This is a genomic window from Imperialibacter sp. (assembly GCF_048007035.1).
In the GTDB taxonomy this organism is placed as follows: domain Bacteria; phylum Bacteroidota; class Bacteroidia; order Cytophagales; family Cyclobacteriaceae; genus Imperialibacter.
Map to the genome: position 1 here is coordinate 4,940,181 of NZ_CP180355.1, position 25,879 is coordinate 4,966,059.

A 25,879-nucleotide genomic window follows, 5' to 3' on the forward strand; every position below is an offset into this window, starting at 1 on the left:
AAAAATGATGTGGTAATCGAATAACTAACTGTACAAGTAGAGAAGAGAAACTAATTTACTGATTTAGAGGCTTTGAAGCAAAAACACCCTGACTGGCATTTAACCAATCAGGGTGTTTGTCAACAAAGTTCCTGTAAGTTAGCTATTCCGTTCTCAACGAACTGGAGGGGTTCATGGCGGCGGCTTTAAAAGAATGCACACTCATGGTTAGCCAGGCAATTACGAAAGAAAGACCGCCGGCAAGAGCAAATACGCCGGCACCAATGGTTGTGCGGTAGGCGAAGTCCTGTAGCCAGGCGTCCATGGCAAACCACGCCAGGGGCACTGTGATCACAAAGGCAATCAACACCAGCTTCATGAATTCCTTGCTGAGAAGTAAAATAATGGAGCTAATGGATGCGCCCAGCACTTTTCTGATGCCCACTTCTTTGGTGCGCTGTTCGGCGGTAAAGGCCGCAAGACCAAACAAGCCGAGGCAGGCAATGAAGATGGCCAGTCCTGCAAAAATCCCGAATATCTCCCCGATTTTTTCTTCTGCCTTGTATTCGGCATTGAATTCCTCATCGTAAAAGGCGTATTCAAATGGCTGGCCTGGGGCAAACTCATCCCATTTACTGTGAAGGAAGCTAATGGCCTCTGCATATTCAATGGTATTCAGCTTGAAAGTAATTCTACTGGTGCTTTCGCCCAGGAAGATGACAGCTGGTCTTATGTCAGTTTTTAGTGATTCAAAGTGAAAATCCTTCACCACTCCAATCACTTTGAATACTTTGATTCTCAGGTCTTCCGGGTCACTGTCGTCCCCGTCGAAAGTGCCCAATTCCTGCCCAATAGGGTCGTCAGCTATTCCAAATTGTTTGGCAGTGGCTTCATTGATAATTACTCCTGTCGAATCTGCTCCAAAATCCTTTGAGAAGTTACGTCCTTCGATCAACTCCATACCCAGGGTCGGGATGTAGTCGTAGTCTACGTAGAACATCGCCAGGGAAGTAGTGCTGTTGCTCTTGGGGTTTCGTCCAGGGAACATCGCACTATTGTTGCTGTTAGATCTGATTGGTAAAAAGCCACTAATTGATCCACTCTTGAAATAGTTATTGGCAACAACTTCGTTTTTGAAAGACTCTATTGACTTATCGAGTACGTAAGTGTTTTGCAGCACGATCAGCTGCTCACGATCGTAGCCTAGTTTCTTCTTTTGGATATAATCGAGCTGATCAAAAACGATAAGTGTGCCAACCACCAGAAAGATAGAAATGGAGAATTGCAGCACCACCAGCACACTGCGAAGCGAGCCGCTCTTCATGCCAATGTTTAGTTTTCCTTTCAAAACACTGGCTGGCTGGAAGGCGCTGAGAAAGAACGCTGGATAGCTACCGGCTAATAAACCAACTACTATCAGGATTGCCACCAACGATACTGCTAATGTGGGCGTGGTAAGAATGCTTAGACTGAATACTTTGCCGGTCAGCTCATTGAAGTAAGGCAAAGCAACTGCCAGCAGGCCAATGGCTACCACAAAGGAAATAGCCGTGATAATTAATGACTCCAGAAGAAACTGGGTGATGAGGTTATGTCTGTAAGCGCCCATTACCTTTCTCACCCCTACCTCCTTGGCTCTGTTGGCTGAGCGGGCAGTAGCCAGGTTCATAAAGTTGACACAAGCAATGATCAGAATGAAAGCAGCAACCGCCGAAAAGATGTAGACATATTTGATGTCGCCAGGAGGGCCTAATTGGACATCTACCTGTGAATGAAGGTGGATGTCGGTGACGGGGGTCATATAGTAGCCAATGTTATTACCGGCCTCTGCGAAGTCTTCCATAGAGGCGCCCATAAAGCGCTCCAGTTCCGGGCCAATGTATTTCTCTACCATTTCAGGGAACTTGGCTTCGAGGTTTTCCACCGAAGCACCTTCCGTCAGGCGGAAATAGGTCTGGAAGTTTTGGCTCAGCCAAATAGCATTTTTGGCCTCGTCAAGCGTTTCCATACTCGCAAGAATATCAAAGTGGAAATGAGTGTTTTGAGGCAAAGATTCCATCACTCCGGTGATTTTATAATCCTGGTCGTTCGATATCTTTACCACTTTACCCACGGCCTCATCATCACCAAAAAGCTTTTTTGCAAGGGCTTCTGTAATAACCAGCGTTTTCGGTTCTTTCAGTGCGGTGGCTGGGTCGCCTGATATCATGTTGATGCCAAAGAAATCGAATACATTGACATCGGCATATGCCACACTTTCTTCTTTGTATACATCCTCGCCGTATTTAACCAGAAAGTAACCCCTGGTTCTGAACCGTACATAGTCTTCCACTTCTGGAAAGTCTTCCTTCATTTGTGGACCCTGAGCAGCACTAACAACAGCGATATTGAAGTCGTTGCCGCCAAATCGACCAGTCATGTCCATCCGGTACATTCTTTCCGCATGTGGCAGGTGCTTATCGAAACTGAGCTCATCCTGCACAAAAAAGATGATTAGCAGAAAGGAGCATATGCCAATGGCAAGCCCCAGTATGTTGATGAGAGAGAAAAACTTGCTTCTCCGCAATGAGCGAAAAGCAATGCGTAAGTAGTTGGTTAGCATAGTAGTCCTATTTTGAGTTTGATAACATCAACGGAAAAGGCTTTCAGTAGGTTGTATTGCAAGGTAGCTTTCTTTACCATTAAACTGACTTGCATCCATTTGACAGCATTGCTGTTGCCATGGTTACATGGCAGATGCAAAATAGTGATGAAGGGTTGCGTCGGGTGGTTAATTGTTAATTATCCGCTGCGTGGTATCGGCTTTTTGGATCAGCAGGGAGTCGGGGGGAGTGGTGTCGGGGAGAACGGGTACGTCGTAGTACACCGGGGGAGGAGTGGGGAGGTCGTCTTTACTTTTATTTGGGTCAACCAGCGCATCCTTTACTTTCCTTAAAACATTTAGAAAGTTAAATGACTGAGGGCCAGCCATGGCAGCCCGTTGGTTCTCGGCTGCATCCATGCTGTATTTGCGGTAGTCGTAAATGAGCACCTGCTGCGTAAGTGCCGCCATGTTCTTTTCAACGTTTTTATATTCCTGGTCTGAGAGTTCGAGCGTCAGAATGGCTTGCTTGAACTTTTCGATGGAAGCGGGAAGCACCGTAATATTGGCATTCTCCATCATGATGGTGTCTTTTTGGAGCATCAGCTTGGTTTCAAAAACGGGCGAAGTCAATCCCTTTGGGATAATCAGTTGCTGCGTTTTGTAGCCAACGTAAGAAACACTCACGGTGTCGGTGGCGCTCACCCGTACCTTAAAAATGCCTTTGAAGTCGGTAGTAGTGGCTCGCTCCTTCACCGTTATGTGAGCAAAAGGAAGGCCGGTATAACTCTCGTCTTCCAGTACCTGACCAATTACCAACACTGAATCGGCTGGGCTAGATTGTGCATAGCTATTGCCATAGAACAAAACTGAAAAAAGAAGAGTAAGAATCAGGTTTCCCGATTGGCGCATTGCAGGTTTTTTGAGAGCACGAAATTACGGTTCTCTATAAGAATGCCAAAACAGGTGAAATAGTTGTAACGACGCTAATTATAAACGAATAAACAGGTAGTAGGTGTAGGAGATGAAGCAAAGGAGATACAGAAAGCCTTCAGCTCTGTCTAGCTTGTATTTCCCAAAAGTATACATGAAAACGAAGAGCATCATGGTGCCGCCCATGATTACATAAAGGTCAGTGTTAAGCACCGTGTCGAAAGTCAACGGGCTATATCCAGAGCTCACAAGGCCTGAGGTTCCCAGCACCAGCAATAAATTGAAAACGTTGGAGCCTATGATGTTGCCTATGGCCAGGTCTGATTTCTTATGCAGGGCAGCTACCACGGTAGTGGCTAACTCGGGCAGGGAAGTGCCCGCTGCGAGAATGGTTAAACCGATCAATCTTTCGCTGACTTCAAAAAAGCGGGCCATCGCCACAGCATTGTCCACGATCAGTTTTCCACCAAAAGTAAGGCCAGCCAGTCCGCCAATAACCATCAGTGTGGTCTTTACACTGGTAAAAACGACAATATCTTCTTCCCCTTCTGAATTTCCTCCTTTTTTGAGATTAAAGAAGATGTAGAGCAGAAACATGGAAAACATGACCAGCAGAATGACAGAGTCAACTATACTGAGTATGTTTTCTTTTGCTCCAAAAAAGAGAACATCGTTGACGAGAACAAAGAAAACGAGCGTGGCCAGAAGTGAGTAGGGGATTTCTTTCCAAAGGGAGCTCTTTTGAACAGAGATGGGGTAGATAACAGCTGCAATTCCCAGAATCAGGAACATGTTGAAGATGTTTGACCCGATGATGTTGCCAAATACCGCTCCATCGTAGCCTTCCGTTCCGGATATGATATTCACGACCAACTCTGGGGCGGAGGTGCCCATGGCAACTATGGTTAGTCCAATTGCGATGTCTGAAACATGAAATCGTTTGGCAAGGGACGAAGCTCCACTTACCAGAAAGTCTGCCCCCTTGATAAGGAGGACGAATCCCACGATAACTAAAACGATATTGATTAGTATTTCCACGGTCAATGAGGTCGATAGTTCAAATAAGGTATACTAATATAAATATTTTTAGATTTAGTTATATAATACAGCACGAAATCAGGGATGAATAGTCCAGGATTATATTCAAAAATGCAAAAAGCGTACATAAGAAAGGCCCATGGGTGCATGGGCCTTTCAAGAAAAAGCGGCAAATCTGCTAGTTCAGTTTCATATCAGCTATGATGCCATCAATTCTTTTCATCAGAAGGCCTTCGGCATTTTTGAGCTCTTCAGCATTTTTCACCGGTGTGGTTACGCTAAAGTAGAATTTTATTTTTGGCTCTGTGCCTGAGGGCCTTGCGGAGATTTTGCTGCCATCTTCAGTAAAAAACTGCATCACATCGGACTTAGGATAATCCAATTTGGAAGTTTTGCCTGTGACAAAGTCCCTTTCCTCCAGCAAAGTGTAATCTGCTAGTTTAAGCAGTTTGCTACCGTTGATCGTTTTGGGTGGGTTGGCTCTCAGGTTGTCCATCATTTGCTTGATTTCTTCCTGCCCTTTGATTCCCTTCTTTGTTAGTGAGATGAGGTGCTCCTTGTAGTAGCCAAATTTGAGGTACATTTCATTCAGCATTTGGAACAGACTCATTCCCTTGTCTTTGGCAAAAGCGGTCATTTCTGCAATGAAAGCACAAGAAGCAATGGCATCTTTGTCTCTTACGGCATCGCCTATCAGGTAGCCGTAGCTTTCTTCACCACCGCCAATAAAGGTTTCTTTGCCTTCCAACTCTCTGATCAATGCGGCAATGAACTTAAAGCCCGTGAGTGTTTCGTAGCATTTTACTTTGTAGCCATCGGCAATTTTGGCGATGAGGTCGGTGGTGACGATCGTTTTGACCACAAACTGCTTGCCATCGAGTTTGCCGTTGTTTTTCCACTGCTCCAGCAGGTAGTACACCAGCAGGGCACCTGTTTGGTTACCATTAAGGAGTTGGAACTCTCCTTTGTCATTTTTCACCGCTATGCCCACTCTGTCTGCATCGGGGTCGGTCGCCATCACGAGGTCAGCGTCAATGGCCTTCGCTTTTTTCAAAGCTATGCTCATAGCCTCAGCTTCCTCAGGGTTGGGATACACCACTGTGGGGAAGTTGCCATCGGGCGTAGCTTGTTCGTCCACAATGGTCACGTTTTCAAATCCCATTCTTTTCAGGATTTCAGGTACCAATGTAATGCCCGTGCCATGGATGGGCGAGAAGACTATTTTCAGATTCTTTTGCCTTTTGATGATATCGGGCGAAAGGCTTCCTGCTTTGATGGCTTCCAGATAAGGCTCGTCAACCTCTGTGCTTATTTTTTCGATGAGCGACTTATTTGGCGTGAACTTTACATCGTCTATGCTCTTGATATTGCCTACTTCAGTAATGGTGTTCTTGTCGTGCGGTGCAATCATCTGCGCACCATCGTTCCAGTAGGCTTTGTAGCCGTTGTACTCTTTGGGGTTGTGCGAAGCTGTGATAACTACACCGCTTTGGCAGCCAAGATGACGGATGGCAAAGGAAAGCTCGGGCGTGGGACGAAGTGCGTCAAAAAAGTACACTTTGAACCCATTGGCAGAAAAGACGTCGGCCGTTGTTTGAGCAAAGAATGGGCTATTGTTTCGACTATCGTGGGCAATTGCCACCTTCACTTGTTGATCCGGGTAGGTCTTTTTCAAATAGTTGGCCAGACCCTGGGTAGCCATGCCAATAGTGTATTTGTTGATTCGGTTTGAGCCAGTCCCCATGATCCCACGAAGGCCACCGGTGCCAAACTCGAGATCTCTGTAAAAGCATTCAACCAACTGGGATTTGTCGGTAGAAGCGATCATCGCCTCTACTTCTTTTCTGGCTGCGTCATCAAGGTTTTTGCTTGAGAGCCATTGCTTCGCTTTTATCAGGGCTTGCTGTTCCATAAATGTTCAGTTATTTTGAGAGGGGAATTTAGCAGATATGTTTTCAAGACAAAAGGGTCTTCGGATTTCTTCAATAAAAATGAAGGCAATGCTAAAAATCTGAAGGCTTGCTTGAATCTTAAAGTAAGTATTCCAAAGTTTGTGCGCTTTAAACCTATTGAATAATCTCTTAAGAAAGCTTCGAATATGGATATCAATAAACTTGACAAGGCCCTCATTGATTTGGTAGAAACAAAGATTGCCTTGAGCGGACTTAGCTACGACGACCCAAAGTACGATGATCTGGAGGAGTTACTTCACGACCAGGAAGACGAGTTTGTTGACAATTACGGCGACTATATTGAGGAGGCGCTAAGAGATGTGCATGATGAATTCTGCCCCGACAGTGAGGTGTTGCTGCCAATAGCCTATCTGGCAAACGAATACATTAAGAAGGAATCGGACGGGAAGGTTACTTACACTACGTTGACTAATCAGGGTGTGCCGGTGGATATGGACGACTTTCCTGACAAGAAAACAAGGATTGTTCTGATTCCCGCTCCTACACGCCTGGTGCTTATTGTTGATGCCCAGAATCAGCAGGTTGTGTGGAAAGCCGAGTAACCCGGGCTATTCCGCATTCTTTCAAACATTAAAATAACCGTTTCCTTCTGTGAGAAGGGTGTAGTATATTTTCTGTAGGTCATTCGGCCGAAAATGGCTATCATTATCTGACCAGGCACACACATGCCCGGCTATTGTCAGATCATTTGTAAACCTACTTAATAATGAAAAAACACCTTATTCTTGCCGCCTTTGTGTGCTTTGCAGGTAACCTGCTGGCCCAAACAGGCAAAGTTTTCGACAACCTTACAGTTACCAGTAAAATTTTGAAAAGCGAACGCAAGTTCGCTATCTATCTCCCACCAGACTATGAGACGTCGCAGCGCAGCTATCCGGTGCTTTATTTGTTGCATGGTGCAGGCGACGACCAAACCGGCTGGGTGCAGTTTGGCGAGGTGCTGCGAATTGCCGATAAGGCCATTCTGGATGGTACGGCCACAGCCATGATCATTGTGATGCCCGACGCTGACACTGGCGTGAGGGGCTATTTCAATACCATCGACGGCAAGTGGAACTACGAGGACTTCTTTTTTCAGGAGTTAATGCCGCACGTTGAAAAAACTTATCGGATCAAAGCCGACAAGCGCTACAGAGCAGTGGCTGGCCTTTCCATGGGCGGCGGCGGAACGTTTATTTATGCGCTGCACCATCCTGAGCTATTCTCTTCGGCATGTCCTTTGAGCGCCAGCACAGGCCCCCTTACTCCCGAGGATGGCCGCCGGTGGCTGGAAAGGAGTGGAACGGAAAACCCGACTCAAGCGCAGTTGGAAGACTACTACAATAAGTTTGGTGTGAATAAAATTATTGACGGTATGGAGGCTGAAAAGCTGAAGTCAGTGAAGTGGTATATTGACTGTGGCGATGATGACTTTTTGTATGAAGGTAACTCGCTTGTGCACATAGCGCTGCGCAAGAAAGAGGTGCCTCATGAGTTCAGAATAAGAGACGGTGGCCACAATTGGACTTACTGGCGAACAGCCCTGCCAACGGTGTTGTCTTTTGTGTCAGACACCTTTCATCAGAAGTAAAAATAAAAGGGCGGTTGAAAGACCGCCCTTTATTATGTTGTTTATTTGAAAACCTTACGCATGCTCCCGAAAGAGCTTCTCAAGCTGATAGCCCGGCACTGCGCCTGACTGCCGCCATTTGATTTGCCCGCCTTTGAAAAGGATAAAGGTCGGGACACCCGTTACCCGGTAGCTCTGCGCCGCCTTAGGGTTTTTGTCCACATCAATTTTGATGATCCTGGCCCTGTCCCCCAATTTACGTTTCACATCATCCAGCACCGGTGCCATTGCTTTGCACGGGCCACACCAGCTGGCGGTGAAGTCAACCAATACAGGTTGCTCACTTTTTATCAACTCAGAAAATGATTGTTTGCTCATAATGTTATTTCACTTCCTCATAAACCGTTTCCTGATCAGGTAAGTTCTCTTTTTTTGAAGTTGTTGGAACCGCACAGCCACCGGCTCCACAACACCCGGTATTGGTGATAGCCTGAAACAGGAAAAGTGCAGCCAGAACGCCTGATAACACATCGCTTAACTGAATAGCCTGGGCTGCCAGGAAAACTCCAAATCCAAGCCTGAGCCGCCTCGCAAAATGCCATCCTGTTGTCACTAGTTCGTAGATCTTTGTCATAGGTTCTGGAAAAAAAAACAAGGCTTGCAGGCGTATGACGGAAGTGTTTAAACGACTGCTTTCCAGAACTGCAAGCTTACTTGTCTAACTGGGTAGTTATCTTAATTTATTTTGAAGACTCATCCAGCCACCGCCATTGTGCACGGTGTAGCCTTTCGATTTAAGAAGGCTTTTGGCTGATCCGCTTCGCATGCCCGATGCGCAGCAGGTAATAATGGTCTTTTCTTTCTTTAGCTTTCCAAGGTTATTTCCCAGCACCTGAAGAGGGATGTTGACGGAACCCTTCACATGGCCACCAGCATATTCTCCTTTCGTACGAACGTCCACTATCGTGGCGCCATCCTTCACCAACTGTTTTAAATCAACAGATGGTCCCATGCCTAGCATGTTTTTTATTGCTTGAATCATACGATTAGCTGTTAACCATTTCCATGTTTACCTCAAGCCATGAACCGCCGTTGGAGCAGTCGATACCTTGTGTTTTTAAGAAACCAGCGGCCTGGCCACTTCTGTTGCCGCTAGCGCAGCAAAGAATGATGGGCTGAGCCATTTTCTTTATCTCCTGAACTTTTGAAGTGATGTCTTGTAATGGAATGTTGATTGATCCCCGTACGTGCCCACCCATGAATTCTCCTGGAGTACGCACGTCTATTACTGTTGCGTTCTTACTCATTTTAGATATAAAGTTTATTTTATAAGATTATTTTTTCTTTGTGCTTAAGCCAAACGGCAGATAAAGCGGACAAACACCAATGAAGCTTGTGAGGATAAAAACGCCCGCAAGTATCAATAAAATAGTGGCGGCCATACCGGACAACTGTCCAAAGTAGTAAAGTGCGCCGATGACCAGTGCCAAAATAATTCTGATCGCCTTGTCGATTGAACCCATATTTGCTTTCATGATAGTCGTATGATTAGAGGTTTATGTTCTAATACGATACAAATATCCGACCGCAATCGGGCGAAGTATGTGACTTTGGTTACGTTGGAATTTTTTTTGAAAAAAGAAGCCTTCAGTTCCGTAGTTAGCTGAACCCAAGCGTGTCCCTCACCCTGTCTAACACCTTCCGGGCAATCACTCTGGCTTTTGCCTCTCCTTCCTTTAGTTTGGCTTCCAGCTCGTCCTGGTGAGTCATGAAGTAGTCGAAGGTTGCCCTTTCTTTGGCAAAGTGTGAAAGGATCAGTTCAAGTAGTTCTTTTTTTGCATGCCCGTAGCCGTAGTTTCCGCCCAGAAATTTACCCCGCATGGCTTCGACGTCAGAAGGTGATGCCAGCAGGCTGTAAAGCTTGAAGACATTGTTTGTGTCAGGGTCCTTCGGCTCTTCCAGAGGAGTAGCGTCTGTTACGATAGACATCACCTGCTTTTTGAGGTCCTTTTCAGAAGCAAAAATATCGATCGTGTTGCCGTAAGACTTGCTCATTTTCTGTCCGTCGGTACCGGGTATAGTCATTAGCTGCTGGTCAATACGGGCCTCTGGCATGACAAACACCTCGCCATAGCGGCTATTGAAAGCCCCTGCGATGTCTCTGGCCATTTCCAAATGTTGCAGCTGGTCTTTGCCAACAGGCACCACGTTGGCATCGTAAAGTAAAATGTCGGCAGCCATTAGTACGGGGTACACGAAAAGCCCGGCGTTGACATCAGCCAGCCTGTCCGACTTGTCCTTAAACGAATGGGCATTCTGCAACATAGGAAATGGCGTGAAGCAGTTCAGGTGCCAGGCCAGTTCCGTCACCTCGGTTACCCTCGACTGGCGGTAAAATATATTTTTGTCGGTATCGAAGCCGCAAGCGAGCCAGGCGGCAGCCACCGCTTTCGTGTTCTCTCTCCTTAACTCAGCGTCTTTGATGGTGGTGAGCGAATGCAGGTCGGCGATAAAGAAGAGGGAATCGTTCTTTTCCTGCCTTGAAAGTTCAATGGCCGGAATGATGGCTCCCATCAAATTACCTAAATGTGGTTTCCCTGAACTCTGTATGCCTGTAAGTATCCTTGCCATTGATAAAATTTTGGGCAAAGTAAATAAAAATCTTACGTTGACACTTCAGTAATAGTGATAAGTGTTGATCGTTAACTACCGACTGCGTTATTTCGTAACAAGTTTAGGATGAAAAATATGGAGACAATGAAAAGGCTGGTATTTACATTTTTGGTGGGCAGTGTGCTGTTTTTTTCTGCAAATAATGCGATAGCACAAAGTGGCGCTGTTGCTAAGTTTACCGAAGCAGAACACGATTTTGGAGATGTAAGAGAAGAGGAGGGGCCCATTACTCACACTTTTGAGTTTGTTAACAAAGGCAATGCACCGCTGGTTATATCCAGTGTGAAAGCCTCGTGTGGATGTACTACCCCAGGCTGGAGCCAGGAGCCTGTGTTACCGGGAGAAAAAGGTTTTGTGAAGGCGCAGTACAATCCGGCCAACCGCCCAGGCTCGTTTCGAAAGTCGCTTACAGTAACCAGCAATTCATCCGCTGGGGTTACCAGCTATTTGTACATAAAGGGCAATGTGACGCCCAAGCCACGAACACCTGCCGATGACTATCCGAGCAAATTGGGAAACACCCGGTTCAAGTACCGGTCGATGAACTTTGGTGTGATTACAACTGAAAAGCCCATAACGAAGGAATTCGAGGTATATAACGACAGCGACGCAGCCATCACATTCAAAGAGAACACAGAAGCGCCGGCTCACATTAAGGTGTCGTATGATCCATTGATTTTGGAGCCTAAGAAGGTAGGCAAGGTGGTGGTTACTTATGATGCAAAGCAAAAGGCCAGGTTTGGCTACAATTCCGACAATGTGAAGCTTTTTACTGATGAGTCAGAGAATGGAGAGAAGCTCCTTTACGTGCTGGCTACAATAGAGGAATATTTTCCGCCAATGACAGATGCCGAAAAAGCCAAAGCGGCGAGGTTGTCGTTTCAGGAAGTGACTCATGATTTTGGAAGGATTCAGCAAAGTGCGAGCGTTTCGTTCGACTTCGTTTATACTAATACAGGCAAGGCTCCGCTGAATATCAGAGACACCCGAACCAACTGTGGTTGCACTGTATCTACCGCAAGCAAGGAGGACTTAAAGCCGGGCGAAACCGGTAAACTGTCGGTTACCTTCGATCCCAAAGGAAGAAAGGGAACACAACAGAAGACCATTACCATTTTCTCCAATGACCCAACAGCCTCAGCACAGACGCTGACAGTGAAGGCTTATGTAGAATAAAAAGCTTCTCAAAATATTGACAAGATGAAAGCCGCTCCAGAGCGGCTTTTTGCATTTAAGAGACCCGTTTCTAACTGACGGGAATTTACTTTAACGAGTCTGTGTTCATCCGAGGTGTTTTAGTGTAAAAATGGGTACAAGTCATATGGAAATAGGAATAGACAGCTTTGCTTCGATTGTGTCGGATAGTGAATCCGGTGTGGAGGCAGACAGCATGCAGGCGATGGCCGATTTGCTTGAAAGAATTGAACATGCCGACAGATCGGGGCTGGATGTGTTCGGCATCGGCGAACATCATCGCAGGGAGTTCCTCGATTCCTCTACCGTCACCATCCTGGCGGCGGCGGCCGCTCGTACTAAAACCATAAGGCTAACAAGCGCCGTGGCAGTGCTAAGTGCTGCCGATCCGGTGAGGGTGTTCCAAAGTCATGCCACACTCGACCTCATTTCCAAAGGCCGGGCCGAAATGGTGGTGGGCAGGGGTTCTTCCATAGAAGCCTTTCCACTTTTTGGGTTTGACCTGAAGGACTACGACCAGCTTTTTGTTGAGAAACTGGGGCTTTTGCTGCATATCCGTGACAATGAAATTGCTAACTGGTCAGGGAAATTCCGTCCGAGGCTTGTTGATCAGCCGATTTATCCAAGGCCGGTGCAAAACCCACTGCCGGTTTGGCTGGGAGTGGGCGGCACGCCGCAGTCGTTTGCCAGGGCTGGTATGCTTGGGCTTCCCCTCATGGTGGCCATCATCGGCGGCGATACGCATCGGTTTCGCCCCCTTGTTGATTTGTATAGAAAGGCGTGGCTGGAAGCCGGCCATCCAGAAGACAAAATGAAAGTAGGGCTGCACTCGTTGGGTTATGTGGCAAACACCACTGAAGAAGCAATAGCAGACTACTTCCCGGGCTTTTCTGCCAACATGACGAGACTAGGGAAAGAGCGTGGGTGGCCGCCAATGACCAGAGAGCGATTTGAAATGGCAAGGGCACCCCTGGGTTCGTTGCTTTTGGGAAGCCCCGAGGAGGTGGCAGAGAAAATTTTACGGCACAGCGAGGCATTAGGAGGCATAGATCGGGTGACTTTCCAAATGGATAATGCCAACCTTCCTCATGAAAAAACCATGCAGGCTTATGAGCTGATTGGCAAGAGAATAAAACCTTTGATTCAGGAGTAGCCGCTAGAGCTTTATGGTAGCAGGCTTGGGGGAAATGAGGTGCATCAGCATGAGTGCTACCACATAAGCGCACCCACAAATGATGAAAAGCACGCTGTAGCCGGCATTAATGTCTCCAAGTGCCTTGTAGTAGTCTAGCAACTGCCCCACGACAATTGGAAACAGCACACCGCCAAGGGCGCCCGCTAATGTGCCAATACCAATCAAGCTGCTGATAACCTTTTTGGGAAATTCATCTCCTATGGTCGTGAGAATATTGGCACTCCAACCCTGATGCGATGCCGCCGCCAGGCTGACTAATGCGACGGCGATCCACAAATTACTTAAGAACTGCGCCAGCATAATCGGCACTACGCAAAGGGCAAAAACCAGCATCGACACTCTTCTGGCTTTGAAGATAGACCAACCCTTTTTGATCAGCCAGCTCGACAGGTAGCCACCCCCGATGCTACCCAGGGTGGTGGCGGTGTAAATAATCGCCAGCAGCAGGCTAGGCTTGGTGAAGTCGACCTGAAAGGCATTGACAAAGTAGGAGGGCAGCCAAAACAAGAAGAACCACCAAATGGGATCTGAAAGGAATTTGCCAACAATAAATGCCCAGGTTTGACGGAAGGAAAGCAGTTTGAGCCACGAAACCCTTATGGTGCTTTCATCTTTTTCTTCATCATCGCTGTGGATGTAGTCGTATTCCTCCTTGCTTAGCCTTTTTTGCGATACTGGGATGTCGTAGAATCTCCACCACAATGCGAGCCATACAAACCCCATAGCTCCGGTAAGGATAAAGGCTTCTTCCCAACCCCAGAGGGAGACGATAATGGGTACGAGGATTGGCGCCACAATAGCCCCAACGTTGGTGCCGCTAATGAAAATGCCGGTGGCCAACGCTCGTTCTTTCTTGGGGAACCATTCTGCCACTGTTTTGATGGCTGTCGGTAAATTCATGGCCTCACTGAGCCCCAGAACGGCTCTTACTGATGCAAAGCCAATAGTCCTCGTTGTTATTGCGTGTGCCATGGAGGCCAGGCTCCAAATGATCAACGAAAGGGAGTAACCCAATTTGGTGCCGATTCTGTCGATGAGCCCGCCAAAACTGAGTAATCCCAGAGCATAAGAGGCTGTGAAAGCCATCACCACATGGCTGTAGTCGATTTCACTCCAGCCAAAGTACTGCTCCAGCGTAGGCTTAAGTATGCCTATGACCTGTCGATCCACATACCGGAGGGTGGTGGCGTAGAACAATAAGGCACAAACATACCAGCGATAGTTCTTTATTACGCTTGATTTGAGCGAATGGGAAGAGTCGGCTGGCATGTGCGTTGACTAGTTTCGAAGATGCATTGGATCCATCACAATGTAGCTACGAATCAAAAACCAAAATAGGTTTTGGCGTTGTTGTAGCAAACATCCTCTACCATTTGACCCAGCAGTGCCATGTCATTTGGAAGCTCACCGTTTTTCACATCTTCTCCGATCAGGTTGCAAAGTATTCTTCTGAAGTATTCGTGCCTGGGAAATGACAAAAAGCTTCTGGAGTCAGTAACCATACCCACAAAAACAGAGAGAAGGCCCATGTTGGACAGTGTGTTCATTTGCTTTTCCATGCCGTCTTTTTGGTCGAGGTACCACCAGCCGCTTCCCCATTGCATTTTCCCGGCTGTTGTTCCGTCGTTGAAATTGCCGGTCATGGTAGCGAATAGCTCGTTGTCGGCCGGGTTGAGGTTGTAAAGGATGGTTTTTGCCAGCTGATTGCTGCTATCAAGGTGGTTGAAATACCTGGCCATGGTTTGGGCCTGTGGGAAATCGCCAATGGAATCAAAGCCAGTGTCGGGGCCCAGCTCCCGCAGCATCCTGTCGTTGTTGTTTCTTAAGGCTCCCAGGTGAAATTGCTGCACCCAGCCTTTGCTGTGGTAAAGTGTGCTGAGGTGGCTTAGGATAATAAAACGAAGACCAACTGCCTCAGCGGTAGTCAATGGGTGCCCTTCTAAGGCCTGAACGAAAAGCTTCCCGGCTTCTTTTTCAGTGATGTTGCTAAAAGGGAGAGTCTCCAGCCCGTGATCCGCTGCACGGCAGCCGTGGTCATGAAAGTAATTTACTCTGTTTTCAAGGGCTGTGAATAAGCCCTGAAGAGAGCTGATGTTGACGGAAGAGGCTTCTGCTAATTTTTGCACATAGGCAGCATACGATGTGGAACCAGCAAATGTATATGCTTTGTCAGGCCTGAAGGTTGGCAGCATTTTGAGCGTTTTTGATGACTGCATCTCCTCGTGGTAATGCAAGTCGTCGCAGGGATCGTCCGTTGTGCAAACTACCTCTGCTTTCATTTTTGCCAGCAAGCCCTGCACCCTGAAGTCTTCCCTCTGCAGCATGTTGGAGCAATCCTCATAGATCTTCCGGGCACTTCTACCATTGAGAAGCTCTGTCACACCAAAATACCGTTGAAGCTCCAGGTGGGTCCAGTGGTAAAGCGGATTGCGCATCGTTTTTGGCACTGTCTCTGCCCACTTCACAAACTTCTCTTCAGGTGTGGCGTTGCCGGTGCAGTAGCGCTCATCAATGCCGTTGATTCGCATTGCTCTCCACTTATAGTGATCACCTTCCAGCCAGATTTCAGTAAGATCTGAAAACTGACGGTTCTCAGCAATATCTTTCGGAGAGAGGTGATTATGGTAGTCTACTATGGAAGCATTTTTGGCATGCTTGTGATACAATTGTTTTGCTTCTTCCGATTGTAAAAGGAAGTCCTCGGTTATAAAGGTTGGGTTCATGTTTAGGTGTTAATCGTAAGAAGTCCTGTTGGTTGCACGCTTTCCATTGACATGCGTTCAAAATATTTAAGTTATCACTGACTAAACTCCACAATAGGCATTGAATCCGCCGTCAACAGGCACCACCACGCCGGTAACAAACTTAGAAGCGTCGGAACACAACCAAAGTAAGGTTCCAATGAGCTCTTCGGCGTCGCCAAATCGCCCAAATGGTGTTTGGTTGACCACAGCATTTCCTCTGGCTGTTAGCGTGCCATCAGGGTTAGTTAACAGCGCCCGATTTTGCTCTGTGAGGAAAAAACCGGGTGCAATGGCATTTACACGTATGCCTTCACCCACTTTTTTAGCCATTTCTACAGCAAGCCACTGCGTGAAATTGTCAATGGCAGCTTTGGCAGCTGAATAACCCACCACCCTGGTGATAGGCCTGAACGCCGACATAGATGAAATGTTGATGATAATGCCTTTTTTGTTGGCGGCCATTACCTCGCCAAATATTTGCGAGGGTAGCACTGTGCCCAGCAGGTTCAAATCAACTACCTGCTGAAATGCCTTCGTATCAAGATCGAAGAATGTTTTGTCGGGCGAGATGGTAGCTCCCGGCATATTGCCGCCAGCTGCATTGACCAAAACGTCAATTCGCCCGGTCGTTTTCAGAATACCTTTTTTTACACCTAACAGGTTGTCTTTGTCCAGTACATCGGTCTTGAAAAAGCTGGCTTTACCGCCAGTTTTTTCAATGTCATTGACAAGGCCTTTGCCTGCATCTTCTCTTCTGCCGAGAACGACCACATGAGCACCAGCAGCAGCCATATTTTTCGCCATCACCGAGCCCAATATGCCGGTGCCACCGGTGATTACAATTGTTTTGCCTTCTACCGAAAATAGTTGGTTGGGGGATTGATTCATGAATTGCCTACTTGTTAAACTCTTTGAACTGTTTGTTCATTTCTTCGTCACTCAAAAACTTGCCGGAGCTGAGCAGTACCCTGTGGTTGAAAACGATCGACTCACCTGGGTTCAGTGTGGTAGTAAACTCCGGATCGGTGGGAACGTATGATTTGGATGCGAGATTGTTGACAGCAAACAACCCGTAGCCACGAGCATGCCAGTGTGCCGGATAGCCCATGTTTTTCTTGTTGTCTACCATGGCAATGGTAATATCTTCGTTTCCTTTGGTAGCAGAAAGGCTGACCCAGTCGGCACGCTTGCCCCATACGTCACCTTTTTCGAGCCCGCCGCTGTTTCTGTACACACCGTTCACGCCTTCGTTGTTAAGGGCGGCCACTGTTGTTGGGTTGCCCGCTGCGTCGGTAAATACTTCCGGCTTGTTGCTGGGCTCTTCAAATGCCCGATCTAATCTAATGCCCATCATGCCTTCCTTCGATTCCTCAAAAACCACCTTGTCTTTTTGGGCTGTGAGCTTCGTTGTACGATCGATAGTGCGAAGGTCGTCGGTTCCTGAAAATATGAACGTTGTTTCTTCCACCATGAGCACCTTGCCGGAGCTGTCTACCCAGTTCGATTGCACCACCAATGTGCCTTTGGTTTTGCCGCCTTCTGCTTTTATCACTTTTTGATGGCGGATGCTGCCATAATCCATCTTTTGATCGGCAGGAATGGCATATGAGTTGTTCCAAAAGTCAAGATTGTTTACATCTCCATAATTGAACCATAAACCCACATGGTGAGGGTGATCAATCCGCTCTCCTGCTCTTGGATCTCTGGGGAAGCCTCTGGTAATCACTGTGCCGTTTGCGGTATATATCGGGTAAAGTACTGGTTTGTCCAGGTCTTCGGGATAGATATAAGATGTGAAGAGTTTTCCATCAATCATCACATCTACCTTTTTGTTCTTTTCGTCAGTTACAAACTTCACACCCTTCATTTGCGCATACCCAACATGGGCGATCAGTGTAAACAGGAATAACGCAGCGCCTGTTTTTGCAATTTTACCTAGTAGATCCATTAATAATGTAATTTATATTTTGATTTTGGATGAGTTTACAAATTGTCATAGTTATGACGAAATTTTCATGGTCAATCCTTACATGTCTCCCGCTTTTTTCTGGTGCCCAGGAGTAAACTAAGGGTGGTAAAAGAAAAATCCGTCTTAGAGTAATAATGCACCTTTTTTCACAGGGCATTCTCAATTCGTTCGTACCATTCCAGGCTTTTCATATTGCTGTTACTTAGCGAATGAAAAGCGGTTCACAATATTATAAAAACCTACTTTACTATTATGAAAAAGCCAGAACCATTCACCCGAAGAAAGTTTATTAAAAACACTACGGGAGCTGCCATTGTGCTGAGCTTCCCCACCATTATCCCATCAAGTGCCTTTGGAGCCAACGACAAGGTGCAGGTGGCTGTGCTTGGCGTAAACGGCAGAGGGAAAGACCACATCAAGGGATTTCAGGGCCTTGAAAACGCTCAGGTGGCGACACTATGTGACCCTGATAAAAATATCCTAACCACCAGGGCCGGAGAATTTGAGGCGACGTATGGCGCTAAAGTGAAAATGGAGCAGGACCTGAGAAAGGTGTTTAACGATAAAAACATTGACGCTGTGAGCATTGCCACGCCGAATCACTGGCATACGCTGGCCGCCATTTGGGCCATGCAGGCAGGCAAGGATGTTTACGTGGAAAAGCCGGGGACTCATAACCTTTACGAGGGTAAGAAATTGATTGAAGCCGCCAAAAAGTACAACCGTGTGGTTCAGCACGGCGTTCAGCTTCGGAGTTCAGTGGCGATACAAGAAGCGATACAGCACCTGCGTGACGGGCTCATTGGCAATGTTTACATGGCCAGAGGGCTTGTCTTCAAGTGGAGGCCCGACATTGGCGACAAAGGAACGGAGGCCGTGCCAGCAGGGCTCGACTACGATCTTTGGACTGGCCCTGCCGAGATGCGGGACTTCTCCAGAAACTACGTGCACTACAACTGGCACTGGAGCTGGAACTATGGCAACGGCGACGTAGGAAACCAGGGAATTCACGAAACCGACCTGTGCATGTGGGGGCTGGATGTGGGATTGCCTACCCAGATCGCATCGATGGGAGGGAAGTTCCTGTGGGATGATTACAAAGAAACCCCTGAAGTGTTGACTTCCACCTACCACTATCCGGATCAGAAGAAGATGATTCAGTTCGAGGTTCGCCCATGGATGACTAACAAGGAAGATGGGGTCGGCATTGGAAACATCTTTTACGGTAGCGAAGGGTACATGGTGGTGAATGGCTACAACGAGTACCAAACCTTTTTGGGCAGGGACAAGACACCTGGGCCAACAAGAAAAGAGGGCGGCAGCCACTATCAAAATTTTGTAGATGCAGTGTTGGCCAAAAATCCAGCTATGTGTAATGCACCTGTTGAGACGGCCCATTTGTCGTCAGGCCTGGCTCACCTGGGGAATATTGCCTATCACACTGGCCGTGTTTTGACCTTCGACCCAAAAACGGAAACATTCCCGGGTGACGATGAGGCCAATGCTATGACGAAAAGAGAGTACCGGGCGCCTTACGCTATTCCAAAAAAGATCTAAGGCATAGGAGACCCGGTGTATTTTCAGTTGGAAAGGCTGTCCTTAAAAAACCCCAAACAGCTCAATGTCAAAAATGAGATTGGAGTTCTTAGGGATGGCCACCTTGCCGGAATTGTCACGGACATCGTTTGGCCCGTACCCAAGTCCCGACGGGATGTACAATGTAATTGTAGATCCATTAGGGATGAGAGGTAGCGTTGTTTGAAAGCCCGCTATCAATCTGTAAAGATAGGTTTCCAGCTTATCGCCGGCGTCGAATTCTTCGCCAGTACTGAGCAGTTTGCCTGAGTATTTAATCCAGACAACGTTTTCCAATATTGGCTTTTCACCATTGCCCAGGGCATCGATTTTATAACGAACGCCCTGAGGCTCAGTTAAAATTACGTCTGTCAGGCCCCACATGGCCAGCGAATCATCAATAACCTTCATGTCTGCCTGTAGCTGAGTTTGGTCTACATTCTTAAGTGCATCATCCAAAAGGTCTTGTGCTGTCAGTGTTTCAGGCTCTTCTTTGTTGCAGCCTGAAAAGAGAAAAATGAATGCTGCCAGTAAAATATTTACTCTCAAGGCAAAGGTTCTGTTTTGTACAATCCTCATTAGTTAAGTTTCTGTTTAAAGTTGGCTAACAATAGTAGCTGATAAGACCCACACAGCCTCAAATGGTTTAAAGGCAATGGTGATTTTGTAGGCTCAAAGTTATAAGAAATGAATCTTTTAATAGGCTATTTGCGGCAGGAAGGCGCAAAAATTACCTATCAATTCCAAGAAGAGGCAATGAAGCAGTGGCTTCATGAGTTCAATAGTGATAAGTTTAATTGTCGCTTAGTTGCTTCAACGCCTGTTCCACACTTTTTACCGGAAGCTTGCAAACTTTGTTTTGGCATACATAAATGATGGTTTCGCCCTCTACAAGTTTGTTTTCAAGAAGCGGAAGGTTTTCACTGTCCCCTCCCATAAGCATCATTCCTGGGTGATACTCTCTCATCAAAAGCTGGCTTTTTTCCAGTGCATCTGGTCCCATTACTGCAACTTCAAACGGTTCGTTCACCAGCAAGCCCATCGAGCTCGCCCATTTGGCAAAGTAGGGGCCACTTTGGGTGAAGTCTTTTGATAGCGAGCCTACCATTTTTTTGCTCATGTCCAGATTGGTGGCAGACTCATAGTAATGCCCAAGTTTGAAAAGCGCTTCGGCCATGGCTGCGTTGGAGGAGGGGATTACCTGATCGGCGATTTCGAATTTCCTTGCCACCAACTGCTCCGACGTGTTGGAGGTGTAATAAAAAAAGCCCGTTGATGTATCGTGAAAGTGTGCCACGGCATAGTCAGCAAGGCTGCGGGCCTGCTCAAGCCAGCGAATATCAAATGTAGCCTGATAAAGTTGGATGAATGCCAGCGAGAGGAAAGCGTAGTCGTCAAGGAAGGCCTCGATTGACGGCCCGCCATTTGTGTAGCTTCGCCACAGCCCGCCGTCGCTTCTTATCATGTTTTTCTTCAGAAAATCAGCATTCTTAAGGGCAACAGCCAGGTACTCCGGTTTGCCGAACGCCCAGTAGGCATCTATGTAACCCGACAGCATTAGGGCGTTCCAGGAGGTGAGTATCTTGTCGTCCAGCGACGGACGGATTCGCTTATTTCTGGTCGCCAAAAGCCGTTTTCTCGACTTTTCAATTGAAGTTGTTGCGGCATCTTCGGTCAGTGCATACTCCGTGGCCAGCTCTGACAGACCGGTTTGTCTGTACAAGACGTTCTTCCCATGCTCCCAATTGCCTTCTGCACTGATACCGTAATAGTCGCAGAAGAGCTCCGCCGACTTTGCGTCAAGAAGCGCTTCTATTTCAGCTTTTGTCCACACGTAAAATGTGCCTTCTTCACCTTCGCTATCGGCATTCAGTGAGGAGTAAAAGCCAGACTGTGGGGAGGTTAGTTCGTCGCTTACGAACGAAAGTGTTTCTTCCACCACACGAGCATAAGCCTCATTTTTCGTTAACTGATACGCATGGGCGTACAGGCTAACCAGTTGGCCATTGTCGTACAGCATTTTTTCAAAGTGAGGTACTCTCCACTCTGCATCTGTCGAGTACCTGGCAAACCCTCCCGCAAGGTGATCGTAAATTCCACCGGCAGCCATGGCATCAAGGGTAGTGCTGACCACTTTCAGGGCACGTTCATTGTTGTTTTGGCGGTGCTCCTGAAGCAGGAATTCCCAAACCACCGGCATTGGAAACTTGGGTGCCCCTGCCAGGCCGCCAAATGAATAATCAAGGTCTGGTTCCCAGCCCGGGAAGATGCCCTGATAGGTTTGAAGTAGCTCGGTATTTGCTTCTGATTCAGTCGAAGCAATCATGTTGTTTTCAAGAATGCCTTCAGTGACGGCTGCTGCCTGTTTGTCTACATTCAATCGATCAGACTTGTATGCCTCGGTGATTTGATTCAGCAAGTTGATCCATTGGTCTTTCGGAAAATAGGTGCCTGCGTAGAATGGCTTGCCGTTTGGTAGCGCAAATGCATTCAGCGGCCAACCAGCACGGCCTGAGATAAGTTGGGCGGCGTCGATGTACACCTGATCGACGTCGGGCCGCTCTTCTCTGTCGATTTTGATCGCCACAAAATTCTCATTCATGATGCGGGCCACCGTGGTGTCCATAAATGACTCTTCCTCCATCACATGGCACCAGTGGCACGAAGCATAGCCAATGCTTATGATCAGCGGCTTTCCTTCGCTAGTCGCTTTTGTAAGTGCCTCGTCTCCCCATTCGTACCAGTCCACGGGGTTGTCGGCGTGTTCACGCAGGTAGGGGCTGCTCGCTTTGGCCAGGCGATTGAGTGATTCGGTGTTTTCTGTCGCCGGCGAACTACATCCTGCACAAACCAGGGCTGTGAGCACTACCCAGGCCCATCCTTTTCTCTCTACACGCATATTCAACTATTTATTGAGCGCTACTTTGTCATCAGCCGTGGCCAGGGAGGTCGAAAAAACCCTTAGCATGTCATTATTGGATGAAACCAGCACCAGCCAGTTCTTCCCAGACTTGATCATTTGCACATCTTTGACATTATACGGTACAAAGAAGCCACTCTGAAGGCTTCCCGCTGCCTTGAATTCGAAGCTGCCAAGCCCTTTCAAAAACGCACCGGGCGAGGCATCATTGGGAGTGGTTTCTACTTCTGTGTCGAACTTGTTGCCTGCCACGAGAAGGTCTTTGATGCCATCGCCATCAAAATCCTCTACGAGTATGCCGTTGACCGCTGAAAGCTGCGCTTCGATAGGCAGTTTTTTACTTTCAAACTTTGCGTCATTGTTCACCAGAATGGCGTTTGAAAAAGTATAGACTTTTTTATTCAGCGCTGAGTTCATTCCCGGCCCTAAAATCGATTGAAGATCGGAGCTTGCGAAGGAGAGGTAGCTGGGGAATTTTTGTCGAATGGATGGCACCTGGCCGGAGCTGCATTCGATACCACGAACGGGCACCAAAACAGAGTCGTTGTAGTAACGGGCCAGGAAAATATCATTAGTCCCATTGTTGTCGAAATCTTTGGCAAACACCTGAAATGGCTTTTCTAAGTTGGTTTTGAACTTGTAGTTCTCACCCAGGTTTCCCACAATCAAATCCTGATCTCCATCACCGTCAATATCGTTGGCCACCACTTTGTTCCACCAACCTTCTGTTTTGTCCAGTCCGTAGATCACGGTGGCGTTTTTTAGCTTCCCATTAACGTTGGCAAATACCATCACAGGCATCCATTCGCCAACAACCACCAGTTCAGCTGTTTTGTCTCCATTCAAATCAGCCCAGATGGCGGAGGTTACCATGCCCACATCGGTAAGGTCTGGTGCGAGTGCCTTGGTTTGATCGATAAATCGCCCAGACTCATTGATCAGCACATAGCTTCTTGGAGAGTAGGGGTAGGCACCGGTGATAACGTGTCCACCACGGAAAAGGTCGAGGTCGCCATCGCCGTCAATGTCATAAGGCACCACGCACGACCCGCTGCTTTGCGTGTTGATGGTTGCTGATTTGGCAAAGTTCCCTTTCCCATCATTCAAATAGAGTCTGTCCTTGTATTGCTCGGCTTTGTCAGGGAACTCGCTTCCTCCGCTCACAACATAAAGATCAAGGTCTCCATCGCCATCAGCGTCAAACAGCGTCGAGCCCATGTCCTCATAGCTTTTATCTGCTGCAAAGGCGGCTGTAGATTTTTTGATCAGCTTGCCTTTTGACTGTATGTAAAGCTGCCCTGCCTGGCCAGAAGCACCACCAATGAATAGATCGTCTTCTCCATCTCCGTTAACATCTCCAGTTGACATGAAAGGCCCGCTCTTTGAAAAATTGTGTGGCAGCAGCGTCTGGTCCTTGTATTCATTCACTTCGTTTTCCCTGTGCACAAAAGCTTCCGCTAATATTCCGGGCGAGGCCTGAAACAGTAACTCCTTTGAAGTGAATAGTTTCTTTGGTTTCACTGCTTTCTCGTGGGCGACAACTACTGTTTGATTGACACCAGCAATAGACATAGTATTTTGCATGCCATCGGGCCATGAGACTTTAAGGCTGTCGATGCCAGCAATTTGACCCAGACCAAAATGAACTATTGGGTCGTTTGACGAAAGATAGCCCCTTACAGTTTTGTTCTCAAAAAACTGAATTTTGCCGTCGTAGTATATGGTAACTTTAGCTCCGATGCCATGTGCATTGGTAGAGGGTCCCTGGAGTTTTACTTTCAGGTAGTTGTTTCGGTCAGAAGAGGTGTTTTCGTAAATGAACGCTTCGTCATCCAGGTTGTTGACAACGAGCTCCAGGTCTCCATCGTTATCCAGGTCACCCACTGCAGCCCCATTGGAGAAGCTGGTTTCATCAAAGCCCCATGCGTCTATGGCATTTTCGAAGTGCAGGTTGCCGGTGTTTCTGAAAAGGTAGTTTTTCACCTTAATGGGATCATACACATCAATGAAATCCTTGTAACCATTTTTAAGCATGTCGTTCATCGACGTGTATTTGCTTTTGTTTTTTAGGACAAAATCCCGCAGTTTCTTATCAAGATCTCCATCAAACACATCACGGCGATAACCATTGGCCACAAAAACATCCCTGTAGCCGTCGTTATCAAAATCAGACATCAGTACCGACCAGCTCCATTCAGTTTTGGACACTCCGGCCATTTGCGAAATGTCGCCGAAGAATGAATTCCCCTGATTTAGGTGGAGCGCATTGTGCATGTATTGCTTGTGCATGCCTCCGTTCACGATGTTGTAGAAGCCTTCGACGTCCATTGAAGGCATGGATACCTTTGACCGCTTGTAATCTTCGGGAAGCATTTCGGTAACCATAATGTCTTCCAGCCCATCATTGTTGATGTCTGCCACATCTGTTCCCATCGAGTACATCGAGATGTGGTTGGTGATTTCTTTGATTTGTTCTTTGAAAGTGCCGTTCTTCTGGTTGATGTACATATAGTCACCTTCGGCAAAATCATTGGCGACAAAAATGTCGGTATAGCCATCACCGTTAAAGTCAGCGGTAACTACGCTGAGCGCATAACCAAAATTGTTTTTGATGCCGGACTGCGCACCAACTTCATGAAACTTGCCATTTTCATTCTTGTAAAGTTTATCTCTACTGAAGGAGGGAGACAGCTTCTTTTGTCGGATCATTTCGGTGAGTGGAAGGTCGAACGAATCCGGTCTGTTAGTCAGGTAAACATCCAGGTCGTTGTCATTGTCCATATCAAAAAATGAGGCATGTATGGAGTAGCCAGACTCGTCAAGCCCGAAGTCTTTTGCCTGTTCTTTGAAGGTCAGGTCTCCCTGATTGATATATAGCAAATTGGTTCTTTCTTCTTCACTATCGTGATAGCCGCCCTTGCAGACGTATATGTCAAGCAAGCCGTCGCCATTGATGTCTACCATGGTCACGCCGTTGTTCCACCGGCCATTGCCTTCTACACCTGCTGATTGAGAAATGTCTTTGAATTTCAGGTTTCCCTCATTGAGGTAAAGTTTGTTAGGAACTTCATTACCTGTAAAATATATGTCAGCGAGTCCATCATTGTTGATGTCTCCAATACCAACGCCGCCGCCATTGTACACGTAAGCGAAATTATCGAAGTAGTTGTTGTAGTTCTCATCCACGTCGTTGCGGAAAGTCACTCCGCTGCTGGCCCCGGGGAGCCTTTTAAAAACAGGTTCTTCCTTCTTCTGTTCAGGCGTCGAGATGGCATCCGGCTTGGTTTCGCAGGCAGTAAGTATCGATAAAAGCAGAAGTGCTCCGAAAATGGATTTTAGATGTATTTGTAGTTTAAACAGCATAACGGCAATATGATTTGGGCAGGCAATCAGTTGAAATTCAATAGTTATTGGCTGAATTACCTGCTCTTTTAAAATTAGGTCAAAGTTAAAGGCTTTGCAAGACTAAAGGATGTTCACCAGTCTTTCTCTTTTCTCACCGGAGCCAAAACATTTGTAAAACTGGTGAGGCCAATTAATCGCATTGATTTTTCGA

At 47.1% G+C, this 25,879-nt stretch carries 22 protein-coding genes; 5 read left to right on the plus strand and 17 right to left on the minus strand.

Annotated features, from left to right (window positions below; all coding sequences use genetic code 11):
* Positions 1 to 142: 142 nt before the first annotated feature.
* The 4 genes from ACMVP2_RS21455 to ACMVP2_RS21470 all read right to left on the minus strand — a co-directional run bounded on the left by ACMVP2_RS21455 (position 143) and on the right by ACMVP2_RS21470 (position 6,443).
* Positions 143 to 2,581, minus strand: a complete 2,439-nt coding sequence (locus ACMVP2_RS21455) for an ABC transporter permease (protein WP_339792395.1) — start codon at positions 2,579 to 2,581, stop codon at positions 143 to 145.
* A 168-nt stretch (positions 2,582 to 2,749) separates the two neighbouring features.
* Positions 2,750 to 3,472: a carboxypeptidase-like regulatory domain-containing protein gene (locus ACMVP2_RS21460; protein WP_416865044.1), complete on the minus strand. Its 723-nt coding sequence runs from the start codon at positions 3,470 to 3,472 to the stop codon at positions 2,750 to 2,752.
* Positions 3,473 to 3,550: 78 nt separating this feature from the next.
* A complete protein-coding gene (locus tag ACMVP2_RS21465; protein WP_339792391.1) occupies positions 3,551 to 4,531 on the minus strand; it encodes a calcium/sodium antiporter in 981 nt (326 codons plus the stop codon).
* Positions 4,532 to 4,709: 178 nt separating this feature from the next.
* On the minus strand, positions 4,710 to 6,443 hold the full coding sequence (locus ACMVP2_RS21470; protein ID WP_416865045.1) for a phospho-sugar mutase: 1,734 nt from the start codon (positions 6,441 to 6,443) through the stop codon (positions 4,710 to 4,712).
* Positions 6,444 to 6,629: 186 nt separating this feature from the next.
* Here ACMVP2_RS21470 and ACMVP2_RS21475 point away from each other — a divergent pair, with 186 nt between their 5' ends.
* Together ACMVP2_RS21475 and ACMVP2_RS21480 are read left to right on the plus strand one after the other, a co-directional pair.
* Positions 6,630 to 7,046, plus strand: coding sequence for a hypothetical protein (locus ACMVP2_RS21475; protein WP_317490921.1), 417 nt, complete (start codon positions 6,630 to 6,632; stop codon positions 7,044 to 7,046).
* Between the two features lie 164 nt (positions 7,047 to 7,210).
* The gene (locus ACMVP2_RS21480; RefSeq protein WP_317490922.1) at positions 7,211 to 8,074 is read left to right on the plus strand and encodes an alpha/beta hydrolase; all 864 of its coding nucleotides are present in this window, start codon (positions 7,211 to 7,213) and stop codon (positions 8,072 to 8,074) included.
* 54 nt (positions 8,075 to 8,128) lie between these two features.
* Here ACMVP2_RS21480 and trxA read toward each other — a convergent pair whose 3' ends face one another.
* From trxA to trpS, 6 genes are all read right to left on the minus strand, one after another.
* Positions 8,129 to 8,431 carry a thioredoxin gene (gene trxA / locus ACMVP2_RS21485; protein ID WP_151998527.1) on the minus strand — a complete coding sequence of 101 codons (303 nt, stop codon included), beginning with the start codon at positions 8,429 to 8,431 and terminating at the stop codon, positions 8,129 to 8,131.
* Between the two features lie 4 nt (positions 8,432 to 8,435).
* On the minus strand, positions 8,436 to 8,687 hold the full coding sequence (locus ACMVP2_RS21490) for a hypothetical protein (RefSeq protein WP_416865046.1): 252 nt from the start codon (positions 8,685 to 8,687) through the stop codon (positions 8,436 to 8,438).
* A 96-nt stretch (positions 8,688 to 8,783) separates the two neighbouring features.
* Positions 8,784 to 9,095, minus strand: coding sequence for a rhodanese-like domain-containing protein (locus ACMVP2_RS21495; protein ID WP_339792382.1), 312 nt, complete (start codon positions 9,093 to 9,095; stop codon positions 8,784 to 8,786).
* Between the two features lie 4 nt (positions 9,096 to 9,099).
* Positions 9,100 to 9,360 carry a rhodanese-like domain-containing protein gene (locus ACMVP2_RS21500; protein ID WP_339792381.1) on the minus strand — a complete coding sequence of 87 codons (261 nt, stop codon included), beginning with the start codon at positions 9,358 to 9,360 and terminating at the stop codon, positions 9,100 to 9,102.
* A gap of 27 nt (positions 9,361 to 9,387) precedes the next feature.
* Positions 9,388 to 9,588: a DUF2892 domain-containing protein gene (locus ACMVP2_RS21505; RefSeq protein ID WP_416865047.1), complete on the minus strand. Its 201-nt coding sequence runs from the start codon at positions 9,586 to 9,588 to the stop codon at positions 9,388 to 9,390.
* Between the two features lie 124 nt (positions 9,589 to 9,712).
* Entirely contained in the window at positions 9,713 to 10,684 is a 972-nt protein-coding gene (gene trpS, locus ACMVP2_RS21510) for a tryptophan--tRNA ligase (protein WP_416865048.1), read from the minus strand.
* Positions 10,685 to 10,810: 126 nt separating this feature from the next.
* Here trpS and ACMVP2_RS21515 point away from each other — a divergent pair, with 126 nt between their 5' ends.
* Together ACMVP2_RS21515 and ACMVP2_RS21520 are read left to right on the plus strand one after the other, a co-directional pair.
* A complete protein-coding gene (locus ACMVP2_RS21515; RefSeq protein ID WP_416865049.1) occupies positions 10,811 to 11,902 on the plus strand; it encodes a DUF1573 domain-containing protein in 1,092 nt (363 codons plus the stop codon).
* Between the two features lie 145 nt (positions 11,903 to 12,047).
* Positions 12,048 to 13,073, plus strand: coding sequence for an LLM class flavin-dependent oxidoreductase (locus tag ACMVP2_RS21520; protein ID WP_416865050.1), 1,026 nt, complete (start codon positions 12,048 to 12,050; stop codon positions 13,071 to 13,073).
* Positions 13,074 to 13,076: 3 nt separating this feature from the next.
* Here ACMVP2_RS21520 and ACMVP2_RS21525 read toward each other — a convergent pair whose 3' ends face one another.
* From ACMVP2_RS21525 to ACMVP2_RS21540, 4 genes are all read right to left on the minus strand, one after another.
* Positions 13,077 to 14,384 carry an MFS transporter gene (locus ACMVP2_RS21525; protein WP_416865051.1) on the minus strand — a complete coding sequence of 436 codons (1,308 nt, stop codon included), beginning with the start codon at positions 14,382 to 14,384 and terminating at the stop codon, positions 13,077 to 13,079.
* 53 nt (positions 14,385 to 14,437) lie between these two features.
* Entirely contained in the window at positions 14,438 to 15,838 is a 1,401-nt protein-coding gene (gene uxaC / locus ACMVP2_RS21530) for a glucuronate isomerase (RefSeq protein WP_416865052.1), read from the minus strand.
* Positions 15,839 to 15,919: 81 nt separating this feature from the next.
* Positions 15,920 to 16,747, minus strand: a complete 828-nt coding sequence (locus ACMVP2_RS21535; protein ID WP_416865053.1) for an SDR family oxidoreductase — start codon at positions 16,745 to 16,747, stop codon at positions 15,920 to 15,922.
* 7 nt (positions 16,748 to 16,754) lie between these two features.
* Positions 16,755 to 17,807, minus strand: coding sequence for a PmoA family protein (locus ACMVP2_RS21540; RefSeq protein ID WP_416865054.1), 1,053 nt, complete (start codon positions 17,805 to 17,807; stop codon positions 16,755 to 16,757).
* Between the two features lie 273 nt (positions 17,808 to 18,080).
* Between ACMVP2_RS21540 and ACMVP2_RS21545 the strand changes: the two genes are divergently transcribed.
* Complete coding sequence (locus tag ACMVP2_RS21545; RefSeq protein ID WP_416865055.1) at positions 18,081 to 19,385, plus strand: Gfo/Idh/MocA family protein; 1,305 nt, start codon at positions 18,081 to 18,083, stop codon at positions 19,383 to 19,385.
* 42 nt (positions 19,386 to 19,427) lie between these two features.
* Here the strand turns inward: ACMVP2_RS21545 and ACMVP2_RS21550 are convergent, their stop codons facing one another.
* The 3 genes from ACMVP2_RS21550 to ACMVP2_RS21560 form a co-directional block, all read right to left on the minus strand.
* The gene (locus ACMVP2_RS21550; protein ID WP_339792361.1) at positions 19,428 to 19,982 is read right to left on the minus strand and encodes an FKBP-type peptidyl-prolyl cis-trans isomerase; all 555 of its coding nucleotides are present in this window, start codon (positions 19,980 to 19,982) and stop codon (positions 19,428 to 19,430) included.
* 214 nt (positions 19,983 to 20,196) lie between these two features.
* Positions 20,197 to 22,302, minus strand: coding sequence for a thioredoxin domain-containing protein (locus ACMVP2_RS21555; RefSeq protein ID WP_416865056.1), 2,106 nt, complete (start codon positions 22,300 to 22,302; stop codon positions 20,197 to 20,199).
* Positions 22,303 to 22,308: 6 nt separating this feature from the next.
* On the minus strand, positions 22,309 to 25,686 hold the full coding sequence (locus tag ACMVP2_RS21560) for a VCBS repeat-containing protein (protein WP_416865057.1): 3,378 nt from the start codon (positions 25,684 to 25,686) through the stop codon (positions 22,309 to 22,311).
* Positions 25,687 to 25,879 lie beyond the last annotated feature (193 nt).

Bases quoted from the DNA above. Each gene is read 5' to 3' on its own strand.
- ACMVP2_RS21455 (WP_339792395.1), bottom strand. From the start codon at position 2,581: ATGCTAACCAACTACTTACGCATTGCTTTTCGCTCATTGCGGAGAAGC.
- ACMVP2_RS21460 (WP_416865044.1), bottom strand. From the start codon at position 3,472: ATGCGCCAATCGGGAAACCTGATTCTTACTCTTCTTTTTTCAGTTTTG.
- ACMVP2_RS21470 (WP_416865045.1), bottom strand. From the start codon at position 6,443: ATGGAACAGCAAGCCCTGATAAAAGCGAAGCAATGGCTCTCAAGCAAA.
- ACMVP2_RS21475 (WP_317490921.1), top strand. From the start codon at position 6,630: ATGGATATCAATAAACTTGACAAGGCCCTCATTGATTTGGTAGAAACA.
- ACMVP2_RS21480 (WP_317490922.1), top strand. From the start codon at position 7,211: ATGAAAAAACACCTTATTCTTGCCGCCTTTGTGTGCTTTGCAGGTAAC.
- trxA (WP_151998527.1), bottom strand. From the start codon at position 8,431: ATGAGCAAACAATCATTTTCTGAGTTGATAAAAAGTGAGCAACCTGTA.
- ACMVP2_RS21490 (WP_416865046.1), bottom strand. From the start codon at position 8,687: ATGACAAAGATCTACGAACTAGTGACAACAGGATGGCATTTTGCGAGG.
- ACMVP2_RS21495 (WP_339792382.1), bottom strand. From the start codon at position 9,095: ATGATTCAAGCAATAAAAAACATGCTAGGCATGGGACCATCTGTTGAT.
- ACMVP2_RS21500 (WP_339792381.1), bottom strand. From the start codon at position 9,360: ATGAGTAAGAACGCAACAGTAATAGACGTGCGTACTCCAGGAGAATTC.
- ACMVP2_RS21505 (WP_416865047.1), bottom strand. From the start codon at position 9,588: ATGAAAGCAAATATGGGTTCAATCGACAAGGCGATCAGAATTATTTTG.
- trpS (WP_416865048.1), bottom strand. From the start codon at position 10,684: ATGGCAAGGATACTTACAGGCATACAGAGTTCAGGGAAACCACATTTA.
- ACMVP2_RS21515 (WP_416865049.1), top strand. From the start codon at position 10,811: ATGAAAAGGCTGGTATTTACATTTTTGGTGGGCAGTGTGCTGTTTTTT.
- ACMVP2_RS21520 (WP_416865050.1), top strand. From the start codon at position 12,048: ATGGAAATAGGAATAGACAGCTTTGCTTCGATTGTGTCGGATAGTGAA.
- ACMVP2_RS21525 (WP_416865051.1), bottom strand. From the start codon at position 14,384: ATGCCAGCCGACTCTTCCCATTCGCTCAAATCAAGCGTAATAAAGAAC.
- uxaC (WP_416865052.1), bottom strand. From the start codon at position 15,838: ATGAACCCAACCTTTATAACCGAGGACTTCCTTTTACAATCGGAAGAA.
- ACMVP2_RS21535 (WP_416865053.1), bottom strand. From the start codon at position 16,747: ATGAATCAATCCCCCAACCAACTATTTTCGGTAGAAGGCAAAACAATT.
- ACMVP2_RS21540 (WP_416865054.1), bottom strand. From the start codon at position 17,807: ATGGATCTACTAGGTAAAATTGCAAAAACAGGCGCTGCGTTATTCCTG.
- ACMVP2_RS21545 (WP_416865055.1), top strand. From the start codon at position 18,081: ATGAAAAAGCCAGAACCATTCACCCGAAGAAAGTTTATTAAAAACACT.
- ACMVP2_RS21550 (WP_339792361.1), bottom strand. From the start codon at position 19,982: ATGAGGATTGTACAAAACAGAACCTTTGCCTTGAGAGTAAATATTTTA.
- ACMVP2_RS21555 (WP_416865056.1), bottom strand. From the start codon at position 22,302: ATGCGTGTAGAGAGAAAAGGATGGGCCTGGGTAGTGCTCACAGCCCTG.
- ACMVP2_RS21560 (WP_416865057.1), bottom strand. From the start codon at position 25,686: ATGCTGTTTAAACTACAAATACATCTAAAATCCATTTTCGGAGCACTT.